A 19,916-nucleotide genomic window follows, 5' to 3' on the forward strand; every position below is an offset into this window, starting at 1 on the left:
CTCCCTAAGATATCATTTTATATTAACTACAAATTGGTGAAATATGATGAATAAATCAGAGATTTTTTCTATTATTAAAAACATTTTGACGAAAGAATTAAATGTCGGTTCTCTTAATGACATAAGTGAATCAACATCATTACGTGATGAACTTGGGCTAGATTCAATGACTACACTGACATTTTTAATGTCTCTAGAGGATAACGTTCCAAATTTTATGATTGATGCAAATACATTGGAAGCCAGTGATGTACAAAGTATTGGCTCTGTCTGTGATTATGTTTTAGAACGCCTAAATGGTGTATCATGACATGATTTACGTAAATCAAGTTTTCTGCGAAATAATGAATAAGAGATCTCTCAGAAAAACCCCAAGAAACCGTTATTCCATATACCAGAAAGACTTGCATCGTATTTCTCAAGATGAATTAACTGATTCAACCTTATTAGAAGGTGAACAATACTCTTATACTGAATTAGGCGATTCTGTTCTTAAGAAAATGGAAAATTCTATTTTTTTAAGTGATGTTGATTTATCTATATTTGCCTATTGGACACCTGAGTTTGATCCGGATCATTCAGCTTTTGGTCCATATTTTATGGACCAATATAACCTTAAAGGATACTCATTCGACATTTGTGACAATGGAAGTTTGGTATCAACCACAGCTTTAGGTATTGCTGACAATTATTTATCTAGTGATAGTGCGAGTAAAATATTACTGTTAGGAATGGAGCAAAATACTATTCCTCGTAATATTTCTAACGGATTTCCAATACCAGAGCGGTCTTGTGCTATTGCAGCCTTACTCACAACGGAAAAAAGCAATGAAAATAAATGGATATTATTAAAAACAGGGCAGGTAAGTGAATGGGAGTTGGCTGATGGTTTGGATGCCTTTGGCATGGTAAGAAATATATTGCATCAATTGCAGTTAGATGAAGAAGATACTGTATTATTAACAGAGCGTACAGGTTATTTCTTTAAAAAAATACGTTTTCAAATAGAAGCAAAAGATAGGAAAAATTCAATCAAATTTGCTTTCTTGAAACCTGAAGTCACAGGAATGAATATATTGTTACTTCTAGCGGATAAGACACTAACACCATTAAATAGAAGGAACATATTATTAGTAGAGCATGATATGGAAAGTTTAAGAATAGCATGGTCTGTCTTACAAAAAATTTAGGAATCTAATCATGTTTAATATCAGCTATCCATTCGAATCAAAGAAAGAACAACGTTTTCACTGGTCGATGGAACAATTAGCCCAAACAGTTTTCTCTACATCAAGCAAAATTGTTGTGAGAAACGGGTTTGCTGTAGTTTCAGAAGAACAATGGAAGAATTCAGAATTACACTTTTTAGATGAAAAACAACATAGTTGGAAAGAGATAAATACTGTCACTGTTCTTCCTGTCTGTAATAGTCTGAAGCGCCAGAGATTATTATTATGCAAATTGAAAGTAAAAGATGGTGATATTGCTCCACAAGAGATAGCGAAAAAGTATGTTAACTATCAATGTGAAATGATACGAATGCAACTTATTTGGATTGAACGATGGATATCGATTTTACTTGATCATACAGCCCAACGTAAGGTTGGCAATGTTTCTCTATTATCAATTTCCTCTATTCGTCTCCGTTTAGCGCAAGTTATACAGCGTCAATTATTATTATTTCAGTGTGTAGGAGACATAAAAGAAAAAATACCTTCACAATTTGCTGAGCACGCAGCTGAAGAAATTGAGGAAATGATTAATATCCTGATTAAAATAACAGGGGGAAGAGCTCTTCTGCAACAAGGGTTGGTTGAAATGCAGCACATTTTTTCTGTTCTGAATCAAGTTTATTTGAGGAAGTTTCATGGTTAATTTTGACGATTCTATTGCCTGTACGCATTATGGAAAAAAATGGTTAGAGTTAGCTCAACTATTTCGCTCTTTGTCTTTGAAGGTGTTAGATGATCGGAATACTGTATTATCACATCTTGACGCACCGCTTTTCGACCAACTTTATATGGATCGCAGTAGTAGCTGTCTGGAAAGGACAAAAATGTATGAAGTGCTTGCTTACGGAGATCCAAATGTCCTGCTGTCATGTCCAGGTCCGTCTCTTTCCGGTATCATTGTACGAGAATTAGGCTCAACTGAACAACAAGACTATTTTTTGAATATGTGGCTCAGCATAAAGCTCGTACCTGTATGGCAGTCACAGAGCCAAGCAAAGGCTCTGATGCAGGAAATCCGTCTTCATTGTTAAGTGATGATTTTGAACTTAACGCTGAAAAATGGCTAGTAGGTAATGGACACGATGCTACGATCGGAACAATGGTTGTCAGAACTGGAACGGGGCCATACAGTATCGGTGTAATTTTGTTGACACCTGAAACCCTTTCTCATCCTAAAGTTTTTCGTCAGTTGCTACCTGTTGCTGGACTGCAAGGTGCTGGCTTAAGCCACCTATATTTTGACAAAACTCCTATCTCTGAAGAACACATTTTGGGCTTGCACCGTAGACCATTAGAAAGAGGTATGCACTCAGTGATAAAAACTTTTTATCGTATGAGGCCTTGTGTATGTGCTATGGCGTTAGGTAGTGCTCAAGCACTACTTGATTTTGCCATATCACATATAAGTAATGTGAAAGCTCGAGAGCTCCACTCCTCCTTGCAGATTGAAATTGAAGCTATAAGAAATCTGAATTATCGTGCCGCCTTGAGAATAGATGATAACATATTGGATGGTGCAGCTGTTTCATTAGCCAAAGCTTGTTCTACCGAGTTTGTGGAAAAAGTTGTTCGTATCATGCCAAAGCTTGTTGGAACAGAGCTTTTTCTAACAGATATCTGGTTACAGAAGACAATTACTGATATTCAAGGATATGAATGGATGGAAGGAAGTCTGGATATGCAACGTCTAAATATTTTGGCTGGATCTATATAATTTATTGAATATAACAAATAAATTGGTAATTTGTATGACAATGCAATCCATATTTCAGCGGAGACATTTTCAGCGATATCAGTGGTTAAAATTACTTAGTGATCTTTGGAATACTGGCATCACACTTTGGGGAACTATGGTAGTTTCTGCAACTGCTGTGTTAATCAACATTAGCATTATTAGTCATAATTCACCTAATATGTTATATGTAACTGGATTATTCTTACCGCTGAATTATATGATGATGTCCATCCATGAAGGATTGCGTGTACCTGCATTGCGGTATAGTTCACATTTAGGAAGTGCTAATTTTTCTCTATTAGGACAACGGTTATTATTGTTGTTTTTAGCTATGTTAGCATTAATGGCAATACTCATATTCAATGTATGGTATTTTCGAAGTGGTATTTCTTATTTGTTTCATATTGAATCTTCACAGCAAGATGAAGTAATGAATTTTATCATTCCTATGCTTTTTATTGGGATAATGATTGGTTTTGCCACATTAATTTTATCCACTTTATTTGGTCTTGGATTTAATCGTTATGGAAGCTTACTAGGAATATCAGGTACCGTACTTAATATAGGTACAACTTACTTAACTGAGATATATTGGCATCAGGGCTTACAAAGCCTGATTTGGGGGGCAACTTTTGGTAGCTGCTATCTTATTTTAGTAGGAAGTATTTTACTCTATCGTCAAGGCGTGGTTATATCTTGGTTAAGAATGAGCGATCAATTTTTTCAAGTAATAAAAGATATATTTACGATGTCTTTACCCGTAATGGGGAGTTTCTCCCTTGTTTTTATTTTTTTATTTTCCTTTAATTATCTGGTGTCTTTTTATGATGTTTATGAAATAGCAGGGTTTAGCATAGCTTTTCGTATACAGTCGTTTGTTATTTTGCCTGCTATTGCCTTAGGAACAGCTATAGCAATTCACTATAATAATTCTTTATCTAAACGGAATCTTGTCAGAGCTAACCAAGTATTTTTGATTGGTCTTAGTCTCACTGGTGTTATATATATATTTATTAGTGTTGCTGTATTCTTTTTGAAAGTTTGGTTAGTTAAGATTTTTACTTTAGATGAATTGATTGCTGAGGCTGCTTTACGCTATTTAAATTGTGTATCTCCATCCTATCTTAGCTTAGGCATAGTATTAGGGTTAATGACTGCTTTAGAGCAGATTGGTCAAGGATTACGAGTACTACTTATCAATATCACCTTGTATTCTCTGGAGATTGGAATAGCTGCATTATTAGGATTAAAGCAGGAAGATGCTACACGGTTGTATCTGACTATTGCTATTTTTAATTGGATTTCTGTGCTTTACACTTTTAGTATTTTTAATAAAAAAAGTGATTTTAACATTAACTGCTCTTCCGGTGATATACACTCTTAATTAATTTAATTGTCAGGATGATTACATGAATTATAATTTGGTTGAGATTATTAGAGATGCTGAAATGGCATATCCCCAAAAAACAGCTTTAATTTTCAACAATCAGAATTATACTTACAAAGATATATGGAGGCAAATATGTGCTATTGCAGCAGGTATGCGGCTGAATGGACTACAGCAAGGAGACAAGGTAGTAATTTGTTTAGGAAATCATGTAAACTCTATTGCTATATTTTTTGCTGCACAAAAATTAGGTGCCTGTCCATCTATCATAGCATTTGATACACCAGAAGAAAAAATTAAATTTATTTTAAACAACAGTGGAGCTAGTTTCTTCTTCACTTCTTCAAAGATTGCAGCAACATTACTAAAATATGATCATTTTTATTTTTCAAACATTAATTTGATTGTTGATGAAGTTGAGAATATATATGCTGAAAATAATTTAATTAATTTTTATGATTTTATTTCCGATCCGATTTCTGAAGCTAATATTCCACTTCAGGCAATTAGTGTTGATTTGGCTTCTATTATTTATACTTCAGGTTCTACTGGTGAACCGAAAGGAGTTATGTTAAGTCACCAAAATATGATGGCAGCTACACGGTCTCTGGTAAATTATTTAGAGTACCACCACGATGATACAGTAATGGCAGTATTGCCAATTGCCTTTGATTACGGACTATATCAGATAATTTTAGCATTTTTTGTTGGGGGAACAGTGGTACTTGAGTCAAATAATACGCCTCCACCGGTAGTATTAAGGCATATTCAACAATACCGTTGCACAATTATGCCTGGGCTATCATCACTGTATAGTTTACTTGATATTTATGCTAGTAAAGGTTCTTTTGATTTGAGTTCTATACGTCTTGTCTCCAATACAGGTATGGCTTTGCGTAAACAGCATGTGTCAATGATTAAAAGACTATTCCCTACAGCCAAAATATTTTCTATGTATGGACTGACAGAATGTAAACGTTGTACATATCTTCCTCCAGATGATCTAGACCGCAAACCAGATAGCGTAGGGATTGCTATCCCAAATACTCAAATTATGGTTGTAAATGATAATAATCAACCCTGTGCAGTAGGCGAAATTGGACAGTTATTAATTCGCGGAGAAACTGTAATGCAAGGATATTGGCGTAATTCCGAAGCAACAGAAAAAAGAATTGGCATACATCCTATTTATGGGGATCGTTGTCTATATTCTGGTGACTATGGTTGGTTGGATGAAGAGGGGTATTTTTATTTCGTTGGTCGTATGGATGAAGTTGCAAAAGTCCGTGGCCGCAAGGTAATTTTCAGTGAAATTGAAAAAGTTTTGTTTGGTCATAATTCTATTATAGAAGCCGCGGTTATTGTACATTCTGGTGAAGAAAGTTCTGAAGATAGTATTATTGCTTTTGTGGCAACCCAGACACAAGAGAAACTATTAGAATCTGATTTGAAACATTTTTGTTCTAATTTGTTAGAATTGCACCAAATACCCAGTGTTTTTATACAATTACCTCGGTTACCAAAAAATGCAAATGGAAAGTTTGATAAGCATCAACTGCGTCAAAGATACCAATCTATAATTCAGGAGCGGTCCGCATGAAACACCATCATGTGATATTGACATCTTGTGCTATTGTAGCAGTTATTTTTGCAGGAATTTCTATCAACTTGGTTGCTGTTCGAGGAATTAATAATACTGAGGAGAAAGATACAAAAATATCTGTTACACAAAAAGGGCCTCCGCCAATCTTGGTTGAAACAGCACAAGTCACTTCAATGAATTGGCAAGATAGAAAAAGTGTTATTGCTACAGTTAAATCAATACGCTATCTCCCTGTTCGAGCTGAAATATCTGGGACCATTTTGCAAATTGCACCTGCCGGAGGGCAGGTGCCAATCAATGGGGTATTGTACCATTTTGATGACCGCGTTGAACGTTTTCAGCTTAAGGAAAAAGAAGCTCACTTAGATATGACCCAGAAAAATACCAAGCGTGCCGATTTACTGGTGAATAAGGCAATTTCACAAGCAGCTCAACAAGCTGAGCACGTTAACTTAGCTCATGCTGTCAGTGAAGTAGAAAAATTTAAAAATACATTGCGTAAAATGATGGTTACAGCTCCATTTGCTGGAGTTGCTAGTTTACATGATTTGACGCCAGGACAGTTGATTCAGGAAGGCCAAACGTTATTTTCATTTTATGATCCAAATGATTTATATGTTGAATTCAATATCCCTGAAACTGATATTGGAGCTCTATCGCCTGGTGTCCAGATTAATGTAAGTGATACTGTCTCTGGTTTTACTGGTATAGCCAACATTACATTGGTCAATACTGAAGTAAATCCTATCAACAGAACTCTAACGTTACGAGCTAAATTGGAAAAAGGTAATTTTCGTCATGGTGCTAGCGTTCGGGTGACTTATCCTGCGAACGCTCCTCAGATGACGCTAGTGATACCCAAAGTTTCTGTACGTTATAGTGCCTATGGGCAATCAGTATTTGTAGTAAAAGACAATCGAGTCCAACTCCGTTCTATTGTTACTGGAGACGATAATGAGGGCATTGTCCAAGTAAGGAAAGGGTTAGAAAAAGGTGAATTAGTGGTGACTGCCGGGCAAATGCGTCTATACCCAGATGCTCCTATTCGTCAGGAAACCCACCAATGAAAATTATCGGTCTTTTTTTACGTCGTCCAATCATAGTAACAACATTTAGTGGCTTGCTGTTTATTGCTGGCTTGTTTTCTTTAGGGTATCTACCAGTAGGTCTCTATCCAAGAGTAGATGCAGACGCAATTAGTGTCAGTACTTTTTATCCTGGCGCCTCAGCAAATCTAATGGATGGGCGTGTTACGTCAGAAGTATTATCGGCAGTATCTGGAATTGATGATATTAATTACGTCACCAGCACTTCAGAAACTGGACGTAGCAAAGTGGTATTGCATTTGGCAATTGGTAGTGATACCCAAAAAGTACTAACTAATATCATGGAACGAGTCAATACCATATCTCATTTTCCTAATGATATGGAGCCACCGCAAATCTCCCGTCAAGAAGCGGAACGAATTCCTGATTTCGCATTATCATTTACTAGTGAAACAATGCAAGCTGCACAGGTATCAGATTTTTTGCACCGAGTTGTTAAACCACGCTTAGAATCTTTAAAAGGGGTGGGGAATGTAGAAATATTGGGTAGTGAATATGCAATGAGAATTTGGTTAGATCCAGAGCGTATGGAACGCCATGGTGTAACCGCAATAGATATCAGCAAAAGTTTAAAATTGGAGAATGCTCAAGCGAATGGAGGTGCTTTACATGATAGCAAATTACGTTTTCAACTTGTGCCAGAAACAGGGCTTTCAACAATAAGTGATTTTGCTAATTTATCTATTATAACTGCAACAAATATATCTCCGGTTCGTCTAAAGGATGTAGCTGATATAGAATTGGGAGGTAGTCAGCCGGAAATTAAATCTATTTTTAACGGTAAACCTGCCACAATAGTATTGATCAACTGGCAACAAGGTAGTAATCCCTTGTTAGCTGCTGATGATATATATAAAACTATAGGGGAATTGAAATCCAGTTTTCCTTATGATTTACAGGCTAACGTGCTTATCGACAGTAGTGAATATATTGGTGGTGCTGTACATGAAGTTTTCATCACTATTTTACTTACTTGTTGCGCTGTCACCCTAGTAATATTTTTGGGAGCAGGAACATTACGAGCTGTTGCGATCCCAGTTATTGCCATTCCACTCTCTTTGATTGGTGTGTGCTTAGTGATTTATTTGTGTGGTTTTTCAATTAATACACTGACCTTGTTAGCAATGGTTCTAGCAACAGGGCTGGTAGTTGACGATGCCATAATTGTGTTAGACATAGCTCTGCATCGAATTCGAATGGGAGACACTCCTTATAAGGCTGCATTAAAAGGAGGGAATGAAATTGCTATATCTCTAGTAACCATGACCTTAACTCTAGCAATCGTATATTTACCATTAGCATTTATTGGTGGAATTGTAGGAAAGTTATTTTCTGAATTTGCAGTGACTCTTGCTGGAGCTGTAATTATCTCTGGGATATTAGCACTTAGCCTAACTCCCGTCATGTGCGCACGTATGCTATCAACCAATCATCAACATTCCCTGATGGTAATTCGAGTGGAAAAAATGTTTGCTCGCTTCCGTCGCAGCTATGAGCGTATTTTAATCCGGCTAATGAAAACTGGAAATTTCCCACTATGGTTATGGGCAACTACATTAGCTGGAGTAATCATTTTGTTCATTATATTACCTCATGCATTGGCTCCTAAAGAAGATCAGGGAAGTTTAATGGTAATTGCAGAAGGCCCTAGTGTCATAGGAACAGACTATATTGAGCAACATACACCTATATTAGAGAATATTTATAGTACCTTACCGGAAATAGCTAATTTTAACTATGTTATAGGCGTACCAAAAGACAACCAACTGCTTTCTTTTGTTCGATTAATTAATTGGTCCGAACGTCAACGTTCAACAATACAATTACAACCTGAATTGCAGAATATTGTTGCTAAAATCCCGGCGTTACAGTCGGTAGTAATCTTGCCTTCTTCCTTACCAGGTGTCGGAGGATTACCTTTCCAATTTGTGCTCAAGCACGAAGATAAAGATTACGCTAGTCTGGATACGCTTAGTGATCTAATGTTACGCGAAATGCGTGCTAGCGGTATGTTTTTATTTTTGAAAAAAGATTTGAAATATGATACTCCACAGATTCACATACGACTAGATCGTGAACAACTGGCAAAAGTGGGGATTTCCGCTTCAGATGTTGGTTATAGTATGAATTTGGCATACGCCAATACTAAGCTACAACCTTTTATTTATGAGGGACGGACCTATAACGTCATCATGGCCTTGAAAAAAACTGAACGGGCTGCGATACAATCACTATTAGATCTACAAGTACGAAGTATAGATGGCAATCTTATTAGACTAGGAAGTCTGGTGACTCAGAATCCTGAAGTAGGTCCTGAATCTCTAAATACATTCCAAAAACAAGCTGCCGTGACACTACAAGGTGTGTTAGCTCCGGGAATAGGGCAATCAGAAGCAACAGAGTTTGCTCTTCAGCTACTCCACAATCTCAAGTCACAAGGAGTGTCATACGACCTATCAGGAGAAACACGACAAAGCAAAGAAGAAGGACAACGTTTACTAGTAACTTTTGCTATAGCATTAGTAGGTATTTATTGTCTATTAGCATTACAACTTACTAATTATCTGGGACCACTCATTGTTTTACTGGGTAGCATTCCTTTTTCAGTACTAGGTGCATTGCTAGCGTTATTTTGGTTTGATGTGCCGCTTGATATGTTTACACAAGTTGGCATGCTGACTTTGGTTGGGTTGATCAGTAAGCAAGGAATTTTAATGGTGCAGGCTACTGATAACTTATGCAAGAAAAACGGTATTAGTATTTACTATGCAACTGTGAGAGCTTCCGCGTCTCGCTTACGTGCAATTGTTCTAACCACGCTGACCATGATATTAGGAGCCTTACCCCTTTTATTCGCCAGCGGTCCAGCGGCAGAATCTCGTTTTGAACTAGGTCTGGTGATTATCATGGGAATGTTAGTAGGTTCATGCCTTACCCTTTTCCTGCTGCCTTCGCTTTATATCTTTGTACATAAAAAAACGAATGGAGCCACATCGTGAGTCTAATAATTAATGATATTGGTGTTTATTTGCCAGAACAGAAAATTGGATTGGAGCGAGTTCCTATTGAGCCTCAATTATCTGAAGATGCAATCAAGATATATCAGCGTTTTTATGGGTTAAATCGCATTGCTCTCAGTAAGATATCTCTGGAAGAAATGATGTATCGCGCAGCTCAAGATACGCTGACACGTAATGGTATAGCAATAGAATCTATTACTTTACTTATTCATGCGCATACTGCTCCAGAAACTTGGACTTACCCAAATAATTTGTTGTCGAGGTTGAACCGACGATTGGGATTGCGTAATGCAACTTGTTTCTCTATTCACTCGAATAACTGTGCTTCTAATCTTAATGGATTGCAGGTAATTCAAAATCATCTAATTGGAAACAGTGGTCAAGGTTATGCATTATTGCTGACAGCTGACCTAACTTTTAGCGGTATTTTACAACAGATTCCCAATACTACGTTGTGTGGCGATGCCGCTACAGCTTGCATAATTAGTCTAGGAAGTGATGGCGCCAAAATGAAAGCCTTAGAAATTGATTACTATGGACAACACTCTAAAGGTTCCTGGCAAACCGCAGAAGAACAAGTGCAATTTGAAACCAGTTATGCTGAACGCTTGGCTAATGTAATGGAACGCTGTTTAAAACAATCTAATTTGTCTTGGGAACAGATCCGTTGGGTTTTTCCCCATAATGTGAACTTGATTTCATGGCGTGATGTAACCCAAAAAATCGCGTTACCTCTGAGCAAAGTTTATTTGGATAAATTACCTGAATTAGGTCACTGTTTTGGGGCAGATATCTTTATCAACTGGAATTTTGCTAGAGATACACTGCGATTAGGAGATTATGTAATGGTTGCCACTGTAGGATTAGGGGCAGTATTCGGTGCTGCTATTTTTCAATTAGTTAAAGAGGACATTGAATCATGAGAGTTTTTAAACACTTAGGTGAATGGCTACATGATAGCGCACTGAAATATGCAGATCACCAAGCGTTATCTATTGATAATGATGTATATAGTTACCGTGAGCTACACGAGTTAGCATCCCTTCTGGCCCGAGGTTTCTCTCTTTCACAGAGAAAATATTGTGCTTTGCTTGGAAGAAGAAATGTAGGAATCTTAGCAGGTGTTGTAGCTTCATTGTGTTACGGTAAGACTTATTTGCCATTAAACGAAGACGAGACTCCTGAAGGTCTGAGTTTATTATCTAAAATTACTGACTTTGATTTATTGGTGACTTGCGCTGAGGAGCAAAAGTTATTGCACGATTTGTTGAAACATATAGATAAACCGTTAGTAATAATTTTGTCAGATAGCAAACAACGTCCGAATTGGTGTAATGATTATCCAAAACACTATTTTCTCGCACATGCTGATTTAGCCAGGATTCCTGCTGCACAAATGAAAACGGATAATCCTGATGCATATTTGATGTTCACATCAGGTAGTACAGGTAATCCTAAAGGGGTTGAGGTTGCACATACTAATGTTACACGCTATGTCTCCAATACCATAGCTCTGTATCAACCAACCTGTGCTGATCGTTTTTCTCAAATTTGTCCTCTGAGCTTTGATGTTTCCGTCCACGATCTATTTGTTCCTTGGACTATTGGAGCATCGACTCATGTTTTTGATTCCAAAAACAGTTTAGTGCTTGGAGGGTTTATTCGAGATAAACATCTGACATTTTGGGCATCGGTGCCTTCTATTATTCTATACTTTCAGCGCTCACGACAATTGGAACCAGGTTCTTTTCCTAACTTACGCCAATCGCTATTTTGTGGAGAACCTTTATTACAGAGCATGGCTGAAAGTTGGCATCTGGCTGCACCTACATCACATATTGATAACATTTATGGGCCAACGGAAGCAACAGTTGCAGTTTGCGGTTATCGCTGGCGCCCTGAGTCGACAGTAACTAATGAATTGATTGTTCCAATTGGAACTCCTTATCCTGGTACAAAGTTAAAGATTGGGCGCCCGCGTCAAAGCGAGGGGGATGTAGAAGAAGGTGAATTATGGATTGGCGGTAAACAGGTGGTTAGTGGTTACTTATCAAGTAATTCTATACAGGCTGATAACTTCGAATATGACGGTAGTTGTTATTGGTATCGTACTGGGGACTGGGTTAAGCGTGACAGTGATGGAATATTTCATTTCTTAGGACGTTGTGATGATCAACTGAAAGTCAATGGTCAACGTTTGGAGCGTTTGGAAATCGAGTCAATGCTAAGTAAGGCAGTAGGGATTGACGATATTGCGGTTATTGGCTGGCCTATTATAGAAGGGAACTGTGTTGAAGGATTAGTGTTCTTTATTTCTGGGCATGAAAAATCTAATCTAGAGCTGCGTAAAAGATGTCAGCAGTTTATGCCCCGAAGTATGTGGCCAACCAGATTGGTGATAGGGGCTATTCCTAAAAATCGTAATGGAAAAACAGACTATAAGAAATTAAAGGCAAAACTTGCTGAAGGTAAAGTATCTTCTTAACGGTCAGTACTCAACTTATAGAATAAAAATTTAATTTAAAAAACAGCATCTATTAATTATATATTCATTCTATTTTAAGATGCAGGTTTGATATGTGAATTTTTTATTTTAAATCATATAATTATGAGGTTAAAAACCTGCATCTTCACGATTAGAACAGTATAGAAAGAAAGTAAAAATATTTCTTAATAGAATTAAATTTATGCTATGGAGTTTGAAATATAAATAAAATGAATGGTGTCTATGATTTAATAAGAAGAGTATCTTATAGAGTTAATGAAAATAATATTAGTATAAAAAACCATTCGTTTTATAGTGGAATTTGATCATTTTACTAAACAATGGTAATAAATTGGAGACTTATATTAAATGCTAAATGGAGTCAATGATATATTGCACATCATTGGTAGTGGAGTAATGCACTACAATTGGCCATCTTCATTAGGAACTATTTCTGCTACTCTTTGGTATCCTGCATATGCTGGGAGTGGAACCGTAAAACGATACAGGGATATATTACATGCAAAATCAGAAGAAAATGCAATTCCCATGGGAACAAATTGGCCATTGATAATAATTTCTCATGGTTCTTGCGGTTCGCGTTTTGATCAATCATACCTTGCCGAATTTTTATCAACACAAGGTTTTGCTGTATTAGCTGTGGATCATCAAGATATTCAGGATGCTCAGTATCGTTGGATGAATTTGACGACTAGACCTCAACGTTTAGTGTATGCATATAATGAGTTACTTTTAGAGACTCTAGGTGAGAGAATAAACTTTTCGCGTCTATTGGTAATAGGCCATTCCGCTGGAGCGTATGATGCATTAGTGATGTGTGGTTGTCAGCCTTGTTTTGAACTGGAACCAGAGTTTTCATCAGTACTAGATGAGCTATCGTGTTTTGCAGTTGAACAATGTTTGCTTAAGGATATTTGTGCTGTGATCTTACTAGCTCCAGCTTTGTCAAATTTGTTTCTTGCTAATACCCTAAATGAAATGCTTTTACCTACTTTAATTTTATCAGGTGAAAGAGATACTATGAAGTTGCTAGGATCACCAACTGATTACGCAACGCACTTGCCTCATGCTAAGCATCATATCCTATTTGGAGCTGGTCATTACGCTTTTGTTTATGAGTTTTCTCCTTTATTGAAAGCATTAAATTCGATCGTTAGTGGTGGTGATTATGTACCAAGAAAAGAATTGCATTATAAAATAATGAACTATATTTCAGCTTTTATAACGCCATTTAGCACAGGGGAAACTATATCTTTACCAAGGAAGCTTATTTATGTTTGATCCTATTAATCACTACCGGCAGCATACTGAGGTGACATTAGCAGAATCATATTCATCTCAGCTTGATAACTTACCTAATGGTGTGGAGGAATTAATTTCTATTGTTCAGAATTTATTGATTCATTATCAGACAGAAAAAGACAAGCTTAACCCAGATATCATTTCTATACGTAATATAGAAATAGATAGCCGCTGTGTTTCACTGATGTTAAAAAAACTTTTGTTACTTGATGATTCAGGTTTTTTAAATCCTCGGCCTCCAGAAAAACGTTTATTATCTACTTGTCGGGATTTTTCGGTTTTATTATGTTCCTTTATGCGACATAAAAATATTCCTGCAAGAGTCCGTTATGGATTTGCTCATTATCAATATAATGATGAATGTCCGATGCATGATCATACTTTGGTAGAATATTGGAATGGTACTAGATGGTTATATGCCGAAAGTCGATTAAATGTTTCTCCTAAGCCATTATTAGATGTTAATCCATCAGATTTTCCTCGGTATTTATTCTTTAGTGGCGCAGAAATATGGAAGCATATCCGACAAGGAACAATGAATGAGCGTATTTTCAGTGGATATCGATTTGATGATGGATATGGGCAATGGATAGTACGTAATTTATTCTTTTTAGACTTAGCTTCATTGGCTGGATATGAACCGTTGATATGGGATAGCTGGGGAATACTGCTGGAGGAAAAGCCCGGAGTTAGGGTGACGGATGTACAACAACTAAACTTTTTGGATCGTATGGCATTGTTGGATCCTTGTTTACCAGATGAATGTAATGAACTGATTACGTCTTTTAATAATTACAGTGGACTGAGTTATCGAGGAAAAGTTCATAGTTTTAGCCCGGTATCCGGTGCTTATTGTGTCGATTTACATGCTATATGGAGTAAATAATTCATATGATGACTTTAGAGACTCTTGCTAGCTATGTACCTCAAAAGAGACTTGAGGTTGAAAGGGAATACCAACGCTTAGGTTTAACCCAAAATGAGGCGCGGGTATTTAGCCGTATGTATGAATTATCTCATTGTCCAGTAGAGGAAGGCAGTGAAGAAGAAATGCTGCTAAAACCCTGCAAGGAATTGTTTCAACAAGCTCCCCACATTAAGCAAGAAGTTGTATTGCTAGTTTATGCTCATACGGGGACTATAAGTGGTGTATGGGGTCAAAATATGGCTTCATTGCTTGTTCGACGCTTACAGCTACCTAATGCTGTTGCTATAGGAACCAGCAGCAACAATTGTGTATCCATATTTTCCGCATTATCTTTAGCAAAACATTATTTACAGAATGCACTTCCTAATAGTAAAGCTTTGATAGTAGTCGGGGAAATTGCTGACAGTTTTGAACTTAGAATAGTTCCTAATGTAGCGGTAATCGGTGATGCCGCCGCCGCCACTTTGCTATCTCTTAACGGGAAAGGTCCAAGCATTCTTGCTCATTCTATACATAATTATCCAGGGTATTCTCAAGGTATTTGGTTACCAACTAATTCTGATGCCTATCGAGATTTTGCAGCGAATTATCAACTCAGATTACAATCTGTGATTCAAGATGTATTACGGCAGGCGGATATTACGATGGATGAAATATCTTATATTATTCCACATAATGTGAATATTTTAATATGGCGTCGAGCAGCAGAATTTATGAACATTCCTATAGAAAAGATATTTCTTAAAAACATTAGTGAAACAGCACATTGTTTTGGTGCCGATATGCTTATTAATTTACATTCGTTGAAAAATAGTGAAGAATTACATTCAGGAGATAAAGTTTTGCTGATTTCTGCTGGGGTAGGTGGTCTATTTGGCACCTCTTTATTACTTTATTCGTAATTAACCAGTTATGGATATATCCTTTATTTTTTAATAAAGCAAATGTATTTTTATTTCCATGAATATATATGGTAGGGGGGGTATAACTTTAAAAATACCAGAGATTAACTCTATTCATAAGAATTTTATAATTCTGTTGGTGAATTATATATACTAATGCTGTCTTTTTCTAATGTGAGGTAAATTATGAATGTAAAAAATGTAATGACACAGAAAAGTTTATCGATGAAAATAGCAGAAAAATTTGTCATTAAAGACGATTGTTTGGAAATAGGAGGGATACCATTAACCCGACTGGAAACTCAAATAGGACAAACTCCTTTTTTTGCCTATTCTAGAAAACATATTGACCATCAAGTGCGTCTACTACGTAAATATTTACCTGAAAAAATTAGTATCCATTATGCAATTAAAGCAAATCCTTTTGTACCCCTTATCCACCACTTATCCCAAAAAATTGAAGGGTTTGATGTTGCATCTGCGAATGAAATGGCATTGGCGCTAAATACAGGAATCTCTCCTGAAGATATTAGTTTTGCAGGGCCGGGTAAAACAGATACAGAATTAAAAAGAGCAATTTCTGCACAGGTATTGTTAAATGTCGAGTCGTTAAATGAGTTACGGCGAATTCAAATATTGTCTGAAAAACTTAGTTTGTGCGCACGTGTTTCTTTACGTATAAACCCTAATTATAATCTTAACTCCTCTGGCATGAAGATGGGAGGTGGACCACGCCAATTTGGTATGGATGTAATTTATGTCCCTGATGCACTGATGTTTATACGTGATTGTCCAGATTCCCTAGTTTTTGAGGGATTTCAAATTTATCCTGGCTCACAAAATTTACGTGCAGAGCATCTGATTGAAGCTCAAAATAAGGCTCTAGATTTAGTAATTGAATTATCACGGTTTGCTCCATCTCCAATACGTCGTTTTAATCTAGGAGGTGGTTTTGGAGTCCCTTACTTTCAGGGAGATACAGAACTAAATATTACCGAAGTAGGCAGTGCGATGCACAAACTGGTAGAACGTGCAGAGAAGTTCCTACCTGAAACAGAAATTATTTTGGAGTTAGGTCGTTATTTAGTTGCTTCATCTGGAATTTATGTGACTAAAATTGTTGAACGTAAGATCTCTCACGATATGGTCTTTTTAGTTACGGATGGTGGAATGAATCACCACCTATCTGCATCAGGAAATCTGGGTCAACTAATAAGAAGAAACTATCCTGTAATCATTGGTAACAAAATTAAAGGAAAGAAACGTGAAACAGTGAATATAGTTGGCCCACTCTGTACCCCACTAGATATCCTTGTTCATCAAGGAGATATGTCAGCGGCAATTCCGGGGGATTTAGTGGTAATTTTTCAATCTGGCGCTTATGGTTTAAGCGCAAGTCCAAATCATTTTCTAAGCCAAACAAATGCAGTAGAAATATTAGTTTAATGGTATCAATACATTTTGTTGATTATTTTAGAAATATTGTTTTAGATTTATTATGTGATTTTTTGGGGGGAAACCCCCAAATTATACATTGGGTATATTTTGTGATGCCTTTCAATATATGCTCCAATGGGTTTTTCATGGATTTCCATTGGACGTGAATAACAAATTGTCCTTATTGCCAATTTCTTGATATATGTTCGTCGATTGAGATTATACCGCTTTATACATAGGTAAAAATTTTTCCTACCAAATGTGCTTTTCTGGGACCAATTTCTTTGACATAACTCCCCTTCCCAAAGGCTTATCGAAAGCTGAGAGAGAAACCACAAGACAATATTGCAGTTATCCCTCAACAACACCATCATCATTTCCCCGTAAAAACGGGGAGCATTTCCACTCCAGCTATCATCCAAAACCTGAATCTGGTTTATCCCCATCAATTCAAGGAACTCTGACTTTCTATGTCAATGACCTTTCCGGATGACGGTTGATCCCCGTAGATTACGGGGAACAAGTTGTAACAAATGGCGATAGCTCTGTATTTAGCGGTTTACCCCCGTAGAAACAGGGAACAAGTCTATCTCTGCCAGCTAAAACGCTAGCTGTTCGGTTTATCCCCGTCAATAACAGGGAACACGCTTCCAACCCCTAAGACACAACAGTATCAGTTTGGTTCACCCCCGTGGACACAGGGAACACCGCTTACTACCGACTTTATCACTGTTACTGTCCGGTTTATCCCCATTAGAGGCAGGGAGCATCAGGAAAGCCGATTATCAGCGTCATTTTCACACGGTTTATCCCCGTTAATACAGGGAATACATCTTTAACTTTACAACTATTTGGAGCACTGCTAGGTCCATCCCCGTCAGTACAGGGAACATTTAGTCAACATAGTAAAACATCACTCATGCCGCGGTTTATCCCCGCAAATGCAGGGAACACTTAAATCCTCTCGTTGACGAGATACATCGAGTTTGGGTCACCCCGGTAACGCTCAGGAACGTCTACTAACACGACATCCTATCATTAATTATAGCGGTTTATCCCATTAAACACAGGGAACATATTCTGTCTGGTTCAAATGTGTACCAAAATTCAGGTTCATCCCCACAGGCGTGAGGAACACGGTAATTATTTTATCCATATTTCCGTAAGTAGCGACTACTTCCTCTACTCTACAGAATGATATTCATTAGCAATATCACTTTTTACCATGCTTTCGAAATGTAACACAAACACTTAACAACCGCGAATGCGCCACCTTTACCTTTAACATCAATATCCCAATACAACAAAGAATATTGCATTACTAGCTCCGACAAAAATAAATTTCCATTACACTGATCTGATTAGCATCAATCCGCATCCCATCGCTTTAGCACGACCAAAGCCTTTTGCATACTGTTCCAAATATAGCTCGCCATCGGTCACTGTCAAAAGTCCTTGGAAATCAACGCTGGAAAATTGTATTTTCTGCCCCTGCTTTTTTACGCTTCGATGCTGGGTATAACCTTCAACATCCAGTAAATCGTCAAACTGAATGCCCCACTGCTGCATACGGCGATTATTCAACAACCAATTACGGGCAGCATTATCCATCATGGCTTTTATTTTCCCCTGCTCCGTTTCACCTTGCTGCCTTGCCAGAAACTTAGCATGCATCAAGACATCATGACGCTGACGTTTTCCAGAAGGATCGGTAATACAGATTGTTGGATTAACGCGTAATTTGAAAGCTAAACGTTGCCCCTCTTTCAATTGAGGATAAAATGCTTTCGTTTCCACCTCAAACAATGGCGACTCAGTTTGAGGTGATGTTTTAGATAAAACATAGAATACGGGTAATCCCATTATTCCAAACTCTTCCCGAAATAGAAATTGACGTTTTTCGTCTGACGAAAACAATTTCCATAACAATTGATGAGAAGTATAAACGCCATTCGCACCCAGTTTTGCTAATATATTTGCTGTTTGACTCGATTGCCGAAGCACAACTTTAGACAAATACATCAACACCCTCCTCGACAGAAAGTTGATACATAGTACGTTGCCGGAATTGCCAACGCGCCCGGTTAATCGGCTCATCCCAAGGATGGCTGATTAAGATATTTGAAGAGCTCATTTCATCTTTATTCCCCTCCCAAAAATAAGTCACAGTACCATTTGCGCCTAGCCATAATTTATCCTCTCTATCAGAATGAATCAGCGGTGGAAAAGGGATATCCAACGCGGTTTTTAATGCCGATGACGTAATGAGTTTAGGGCAGAGAGGTAAAGCAAGCGGGCAAGATTTACGTCCAAGATGCAAGATAAATACAGGTTTAAGCAAAGCATCCCGTAATTGTTCAAGCGTAAAACCAGTATGTTCAGTTAATGTAATAGCCACGATCCAAATACCATCGCAACGATAATCACGATTAGACAGAATGGTATTCAGTTTATCTGACCTTAATTCACTTTTACGGTTCTGATGAACCACATTATTATTGTGCGTCGGCACTTGCGTCGTATGATAATCACGCATTAAAGAGCCAGGAACTGTCTGTTTAATTGCAATTAACACACTTTTTTGTAATTTTGCTAATTCAGACTCATTATCTCGTCGAATACCTAACGCGGCGCCTAATAATCCCAAAATCGCCGAGCGACCCGGATACAATTCCGTCGGCCGCTCTCCTCCAACCGCAGGTTGGCCCCAACTTGCCATCGGGCCATATAATCGGAAGACTAAATATGCTTTCATTCT

The 19,916-nt window shown here is 37.4% G+C and carries 18 protein-coding genes; 15 read left to right on the forward strand and 3 right to left on the reverse strand.

Annotated features, from left to right (window positions below; genetic code table 11):
- Positions 1–43 precede the first annotated feature (43 nt).
- From TI10_RS22010 to TI10_RS22075, 15 genes are all read left to right on the forward strand, one after another.
- Complete coding sequence (locus TI10_RS22010; RefSeq protein ID WP_240042845.1) at positions 44–310, forward strand: acyl carrier protein; 267 nt, start codon at positions 44–46, stop codon at positions 308–310.
- A 1-nt stretch (position 311) separates the two neighbouring features.
- On the forward strand, positions 312–1,190 hold the full coding sequence (locus tag TI10_RS22015; RefSeq protein WP_049585487.1) for a hypothetical protein: 879 nt from the start codon (positions 312–314) through the stop codon (positions 1,188–1,190).
- Between the two features lie 10 nt (positions 1,191–1,200).
- Positions 1,201–1,875: a hypothetical protein gene (locus tag TI10_RS22020; RefSeq protein WP_049585489.1), complete on the forward strand. Its 675-nt coding sequence runs from the start codon at positions 1,201–1,203 to the stop codon at positions 1,873–1,875.
- Entirely contained in the window at positions 1,868–2,263 is a 396-nt protein-coding gene (locus tag TI10_RS26270; protein ID WP_244161689.1) for a hypothetical protein, read from the forward strand. Before TI10_RS22020 ends, TI10_RS26270 begins: the two co-directional genes overlap by 8 nt.
- Complete coding sequence (locus tag TI10_RS22025) at positions 2,206–2,946, forward strand: acyl-CoA dehydrogenase family protein (RefSeq protein WP_244161690.1); 741 nt, start codon at positions 2,206–2,208, stop codon at positions 2,944–2,946. Before TI10_RS26270 ends, TI10_RS22025 begins: the two co-directional genes overlap by 58 nt.
- A gap of 34 nt (positions 2,947–2,980) precedes the next feature.
- On the forward strand, positions 2,981–4,351 hold the full coding sequence (locus TI10_RS22030) for an MATE family efflux transporter (RefSeq protein WP_049585491.1): 1,371 nt from the start codon (positions 2,981–2,983) through the stop codon (positions 4,349–4,351).
- Between the two features lie 25 nt (positions 4,352–4,376).
- On the forward strand, positions 4,377–5,954 hold the full coding sequence (locus TI10_RS22035) for a class I adenylate-forming enzyme family protein (RefSeq protein ID WP_049585494.1): 1,578 nt from the start codon (positions 4,377–4,379) through the stop codon (positions 5,952–5,954).
- Positions 5,951–7,024, forward strand: a complete 1,074-nt coding sequence (locus TI10_RS22040) for an efflux RND transporter periplasmic adaptor subunit (protein WP_049585496.1) — start codon at positions 5,951–5,953, stop codon at positions 7,022–7,024. Before TI10_RS22035 ends, TI10_RS22040 begins: the two co-directional genes overlap by 4 nt.
- The gene (locus TI10_RS22045; protein WP_049585498.1) at positions 7,021–10,062 is read left to right on the forward strand and encodes an efflux RND transporter permease subunit; all 3,042 of its coding nucleotides are present in this window, start codon (positions 7,021–7,023) and stop codon (positions 10,060–10,062) included. Before TI10_RS22040 ends, TI10_RS22045 begins: the two co-directional genes overlap by 4 nt.
- Positions 10,059–11,006 (forward strand): ketoacyl-ACP synthase III family protein, encoded by a 948-nt coding sequence (locus tag TI10_RS22050; protein WP_049585500.1) that lies wholly within the window; start codon positions 10,059–10,061, stop codon positions 11,004–11,006. Before TI10_RS22045 ends, TI10_RS22050 begins: the two co-directional genes overlap by 4 nt.
- The gene (locus TI10_RS22055) at positions 11,003–12,568 is read left to right on the forward strand and encodes an AMP-binding protein (RefSeq protein WP_049585502.1); all 1,566 of its coding nucleotides are present in this window, start codon (positions 11,003–11,005) and stop codon (positions 12,566–12,568) included. Before TI10_RS22050 ends, TI10_RS22055 begins: the two co-directional genes overlap by 4 nt.
- 369 nt (positions 12,569–12,937) lie before the next feature.
- Positions 12,938–13,870 carry an alpha/beta hydrolase family protein gene (locus tag TI10_RS22060; RefSeq protein ID WP_049585503.1) on the forward strand — a complete coding sequence of 311 codons (933 nt, stop codon included), beginning with the start codon at positions 12,938–12,940 and terminating at the stop codon, positions 13,868–13,870.
- Positions 13,863–14,777 carry a transglutaminase domain-containing protein gene (locus tag TI10_RS22065; protein WP_049585504.1) on the forward strand — a complete coding sequence of 305 codons (915 nt, stop codon included), beginning with the start codon at positions 13,863–13,865 and terminating at the stop codon, positions 14,775–14,777. Before TI10_RS22060 ends, TI10_RS22065 begins: the two co-directional genes overlap by 8 nt.
- A gap of 5 nt (positions 14,778–14,782) precedes the next feature.
- Positions 14,783–15,721 (forward strand): ketoacyl-ACP synthase III family protein, encoded by a 939-nt coding sequence (locus TI10_RS22070; RefSeq protein ID WP_049585505.1) that lies wholly within the window; start codon positions 14,783–14,785, stop codon positions 15,719–15,721.
- Positions 15,722–15,907: 186 nt separating this feature from the next.
- A complete protein-coding gene (locus tag TI10_RS22075; RefSeq protein ID WP_053093495.1) occupies positions 15,908–17,167 on the forward strand; it encodes a pyridoxal-dependent decarboxylase, exosortase A system-associated in 1,260 nt (419 codons plus the stop codon).
- A gap of 50 nt (positions 17,168–17,217) precedes the next feature.
- On the opposite strand, the gene TI10_RS26750 is transcribed toward TI10_RS22075, so the two are convergent.
- From TI10_RS26750 to cas5e, 3 genes are all read right to left on the reverse strand, one after another.
- Complete coding sequence (locus TI10_RS26750; RefSeq protein ID WP_074524913.1) at positions 17,218–17,604, reverse strand: IS1 family transposase; 387 nt, start codon at positions 17,602–17,604, stop codon at positions 17,218–17,220.
- Positions 17,605–18,505: 901 nt separating this feature from the next.
- Complete coding sequence (gene cas6e / locus TI10_RS22085) at positions 18,506–19,180, reverse strand: type I-E CRISPR-associated protein Cas6/Cse3/CasE (RefSeq protein ID WP_049585507.1); 675 nt, start codon at positions 19,178–19,180, stop codon at positions 18,506–18,508.
- On the reverse strand, positions 19,167–19,913 hold the full coding sequence (gene cas5e / locus TI10_RS22090; protein WP_049585509.1) for a type I-E CRISPR-associated protein Cas5/CasD: 747 nt from the start codon (positions 19,911–19,913) through the stop codon (positions 19,167–19,169). The genes cas6e and cas5e overlap by 14 nt, the downstream gene beginning before the upstream one ends.
- Positions 19,914–19,916 lie beyond the last annotated feature (3 nt).

Origin of the sequence: Photorhabdus luminescens subsp. luminescens, from assembly GCF_001083805.1 — a bacterium.
In the GTDB taxonomy this organism is placed as follows: domain Bacteria; phylum Pseudomonadota; class Gammaproteobacteria; order Enterobacterales; family Enterobacteriaceae; genus Photorhabdus; species Photorhabdus luminescens.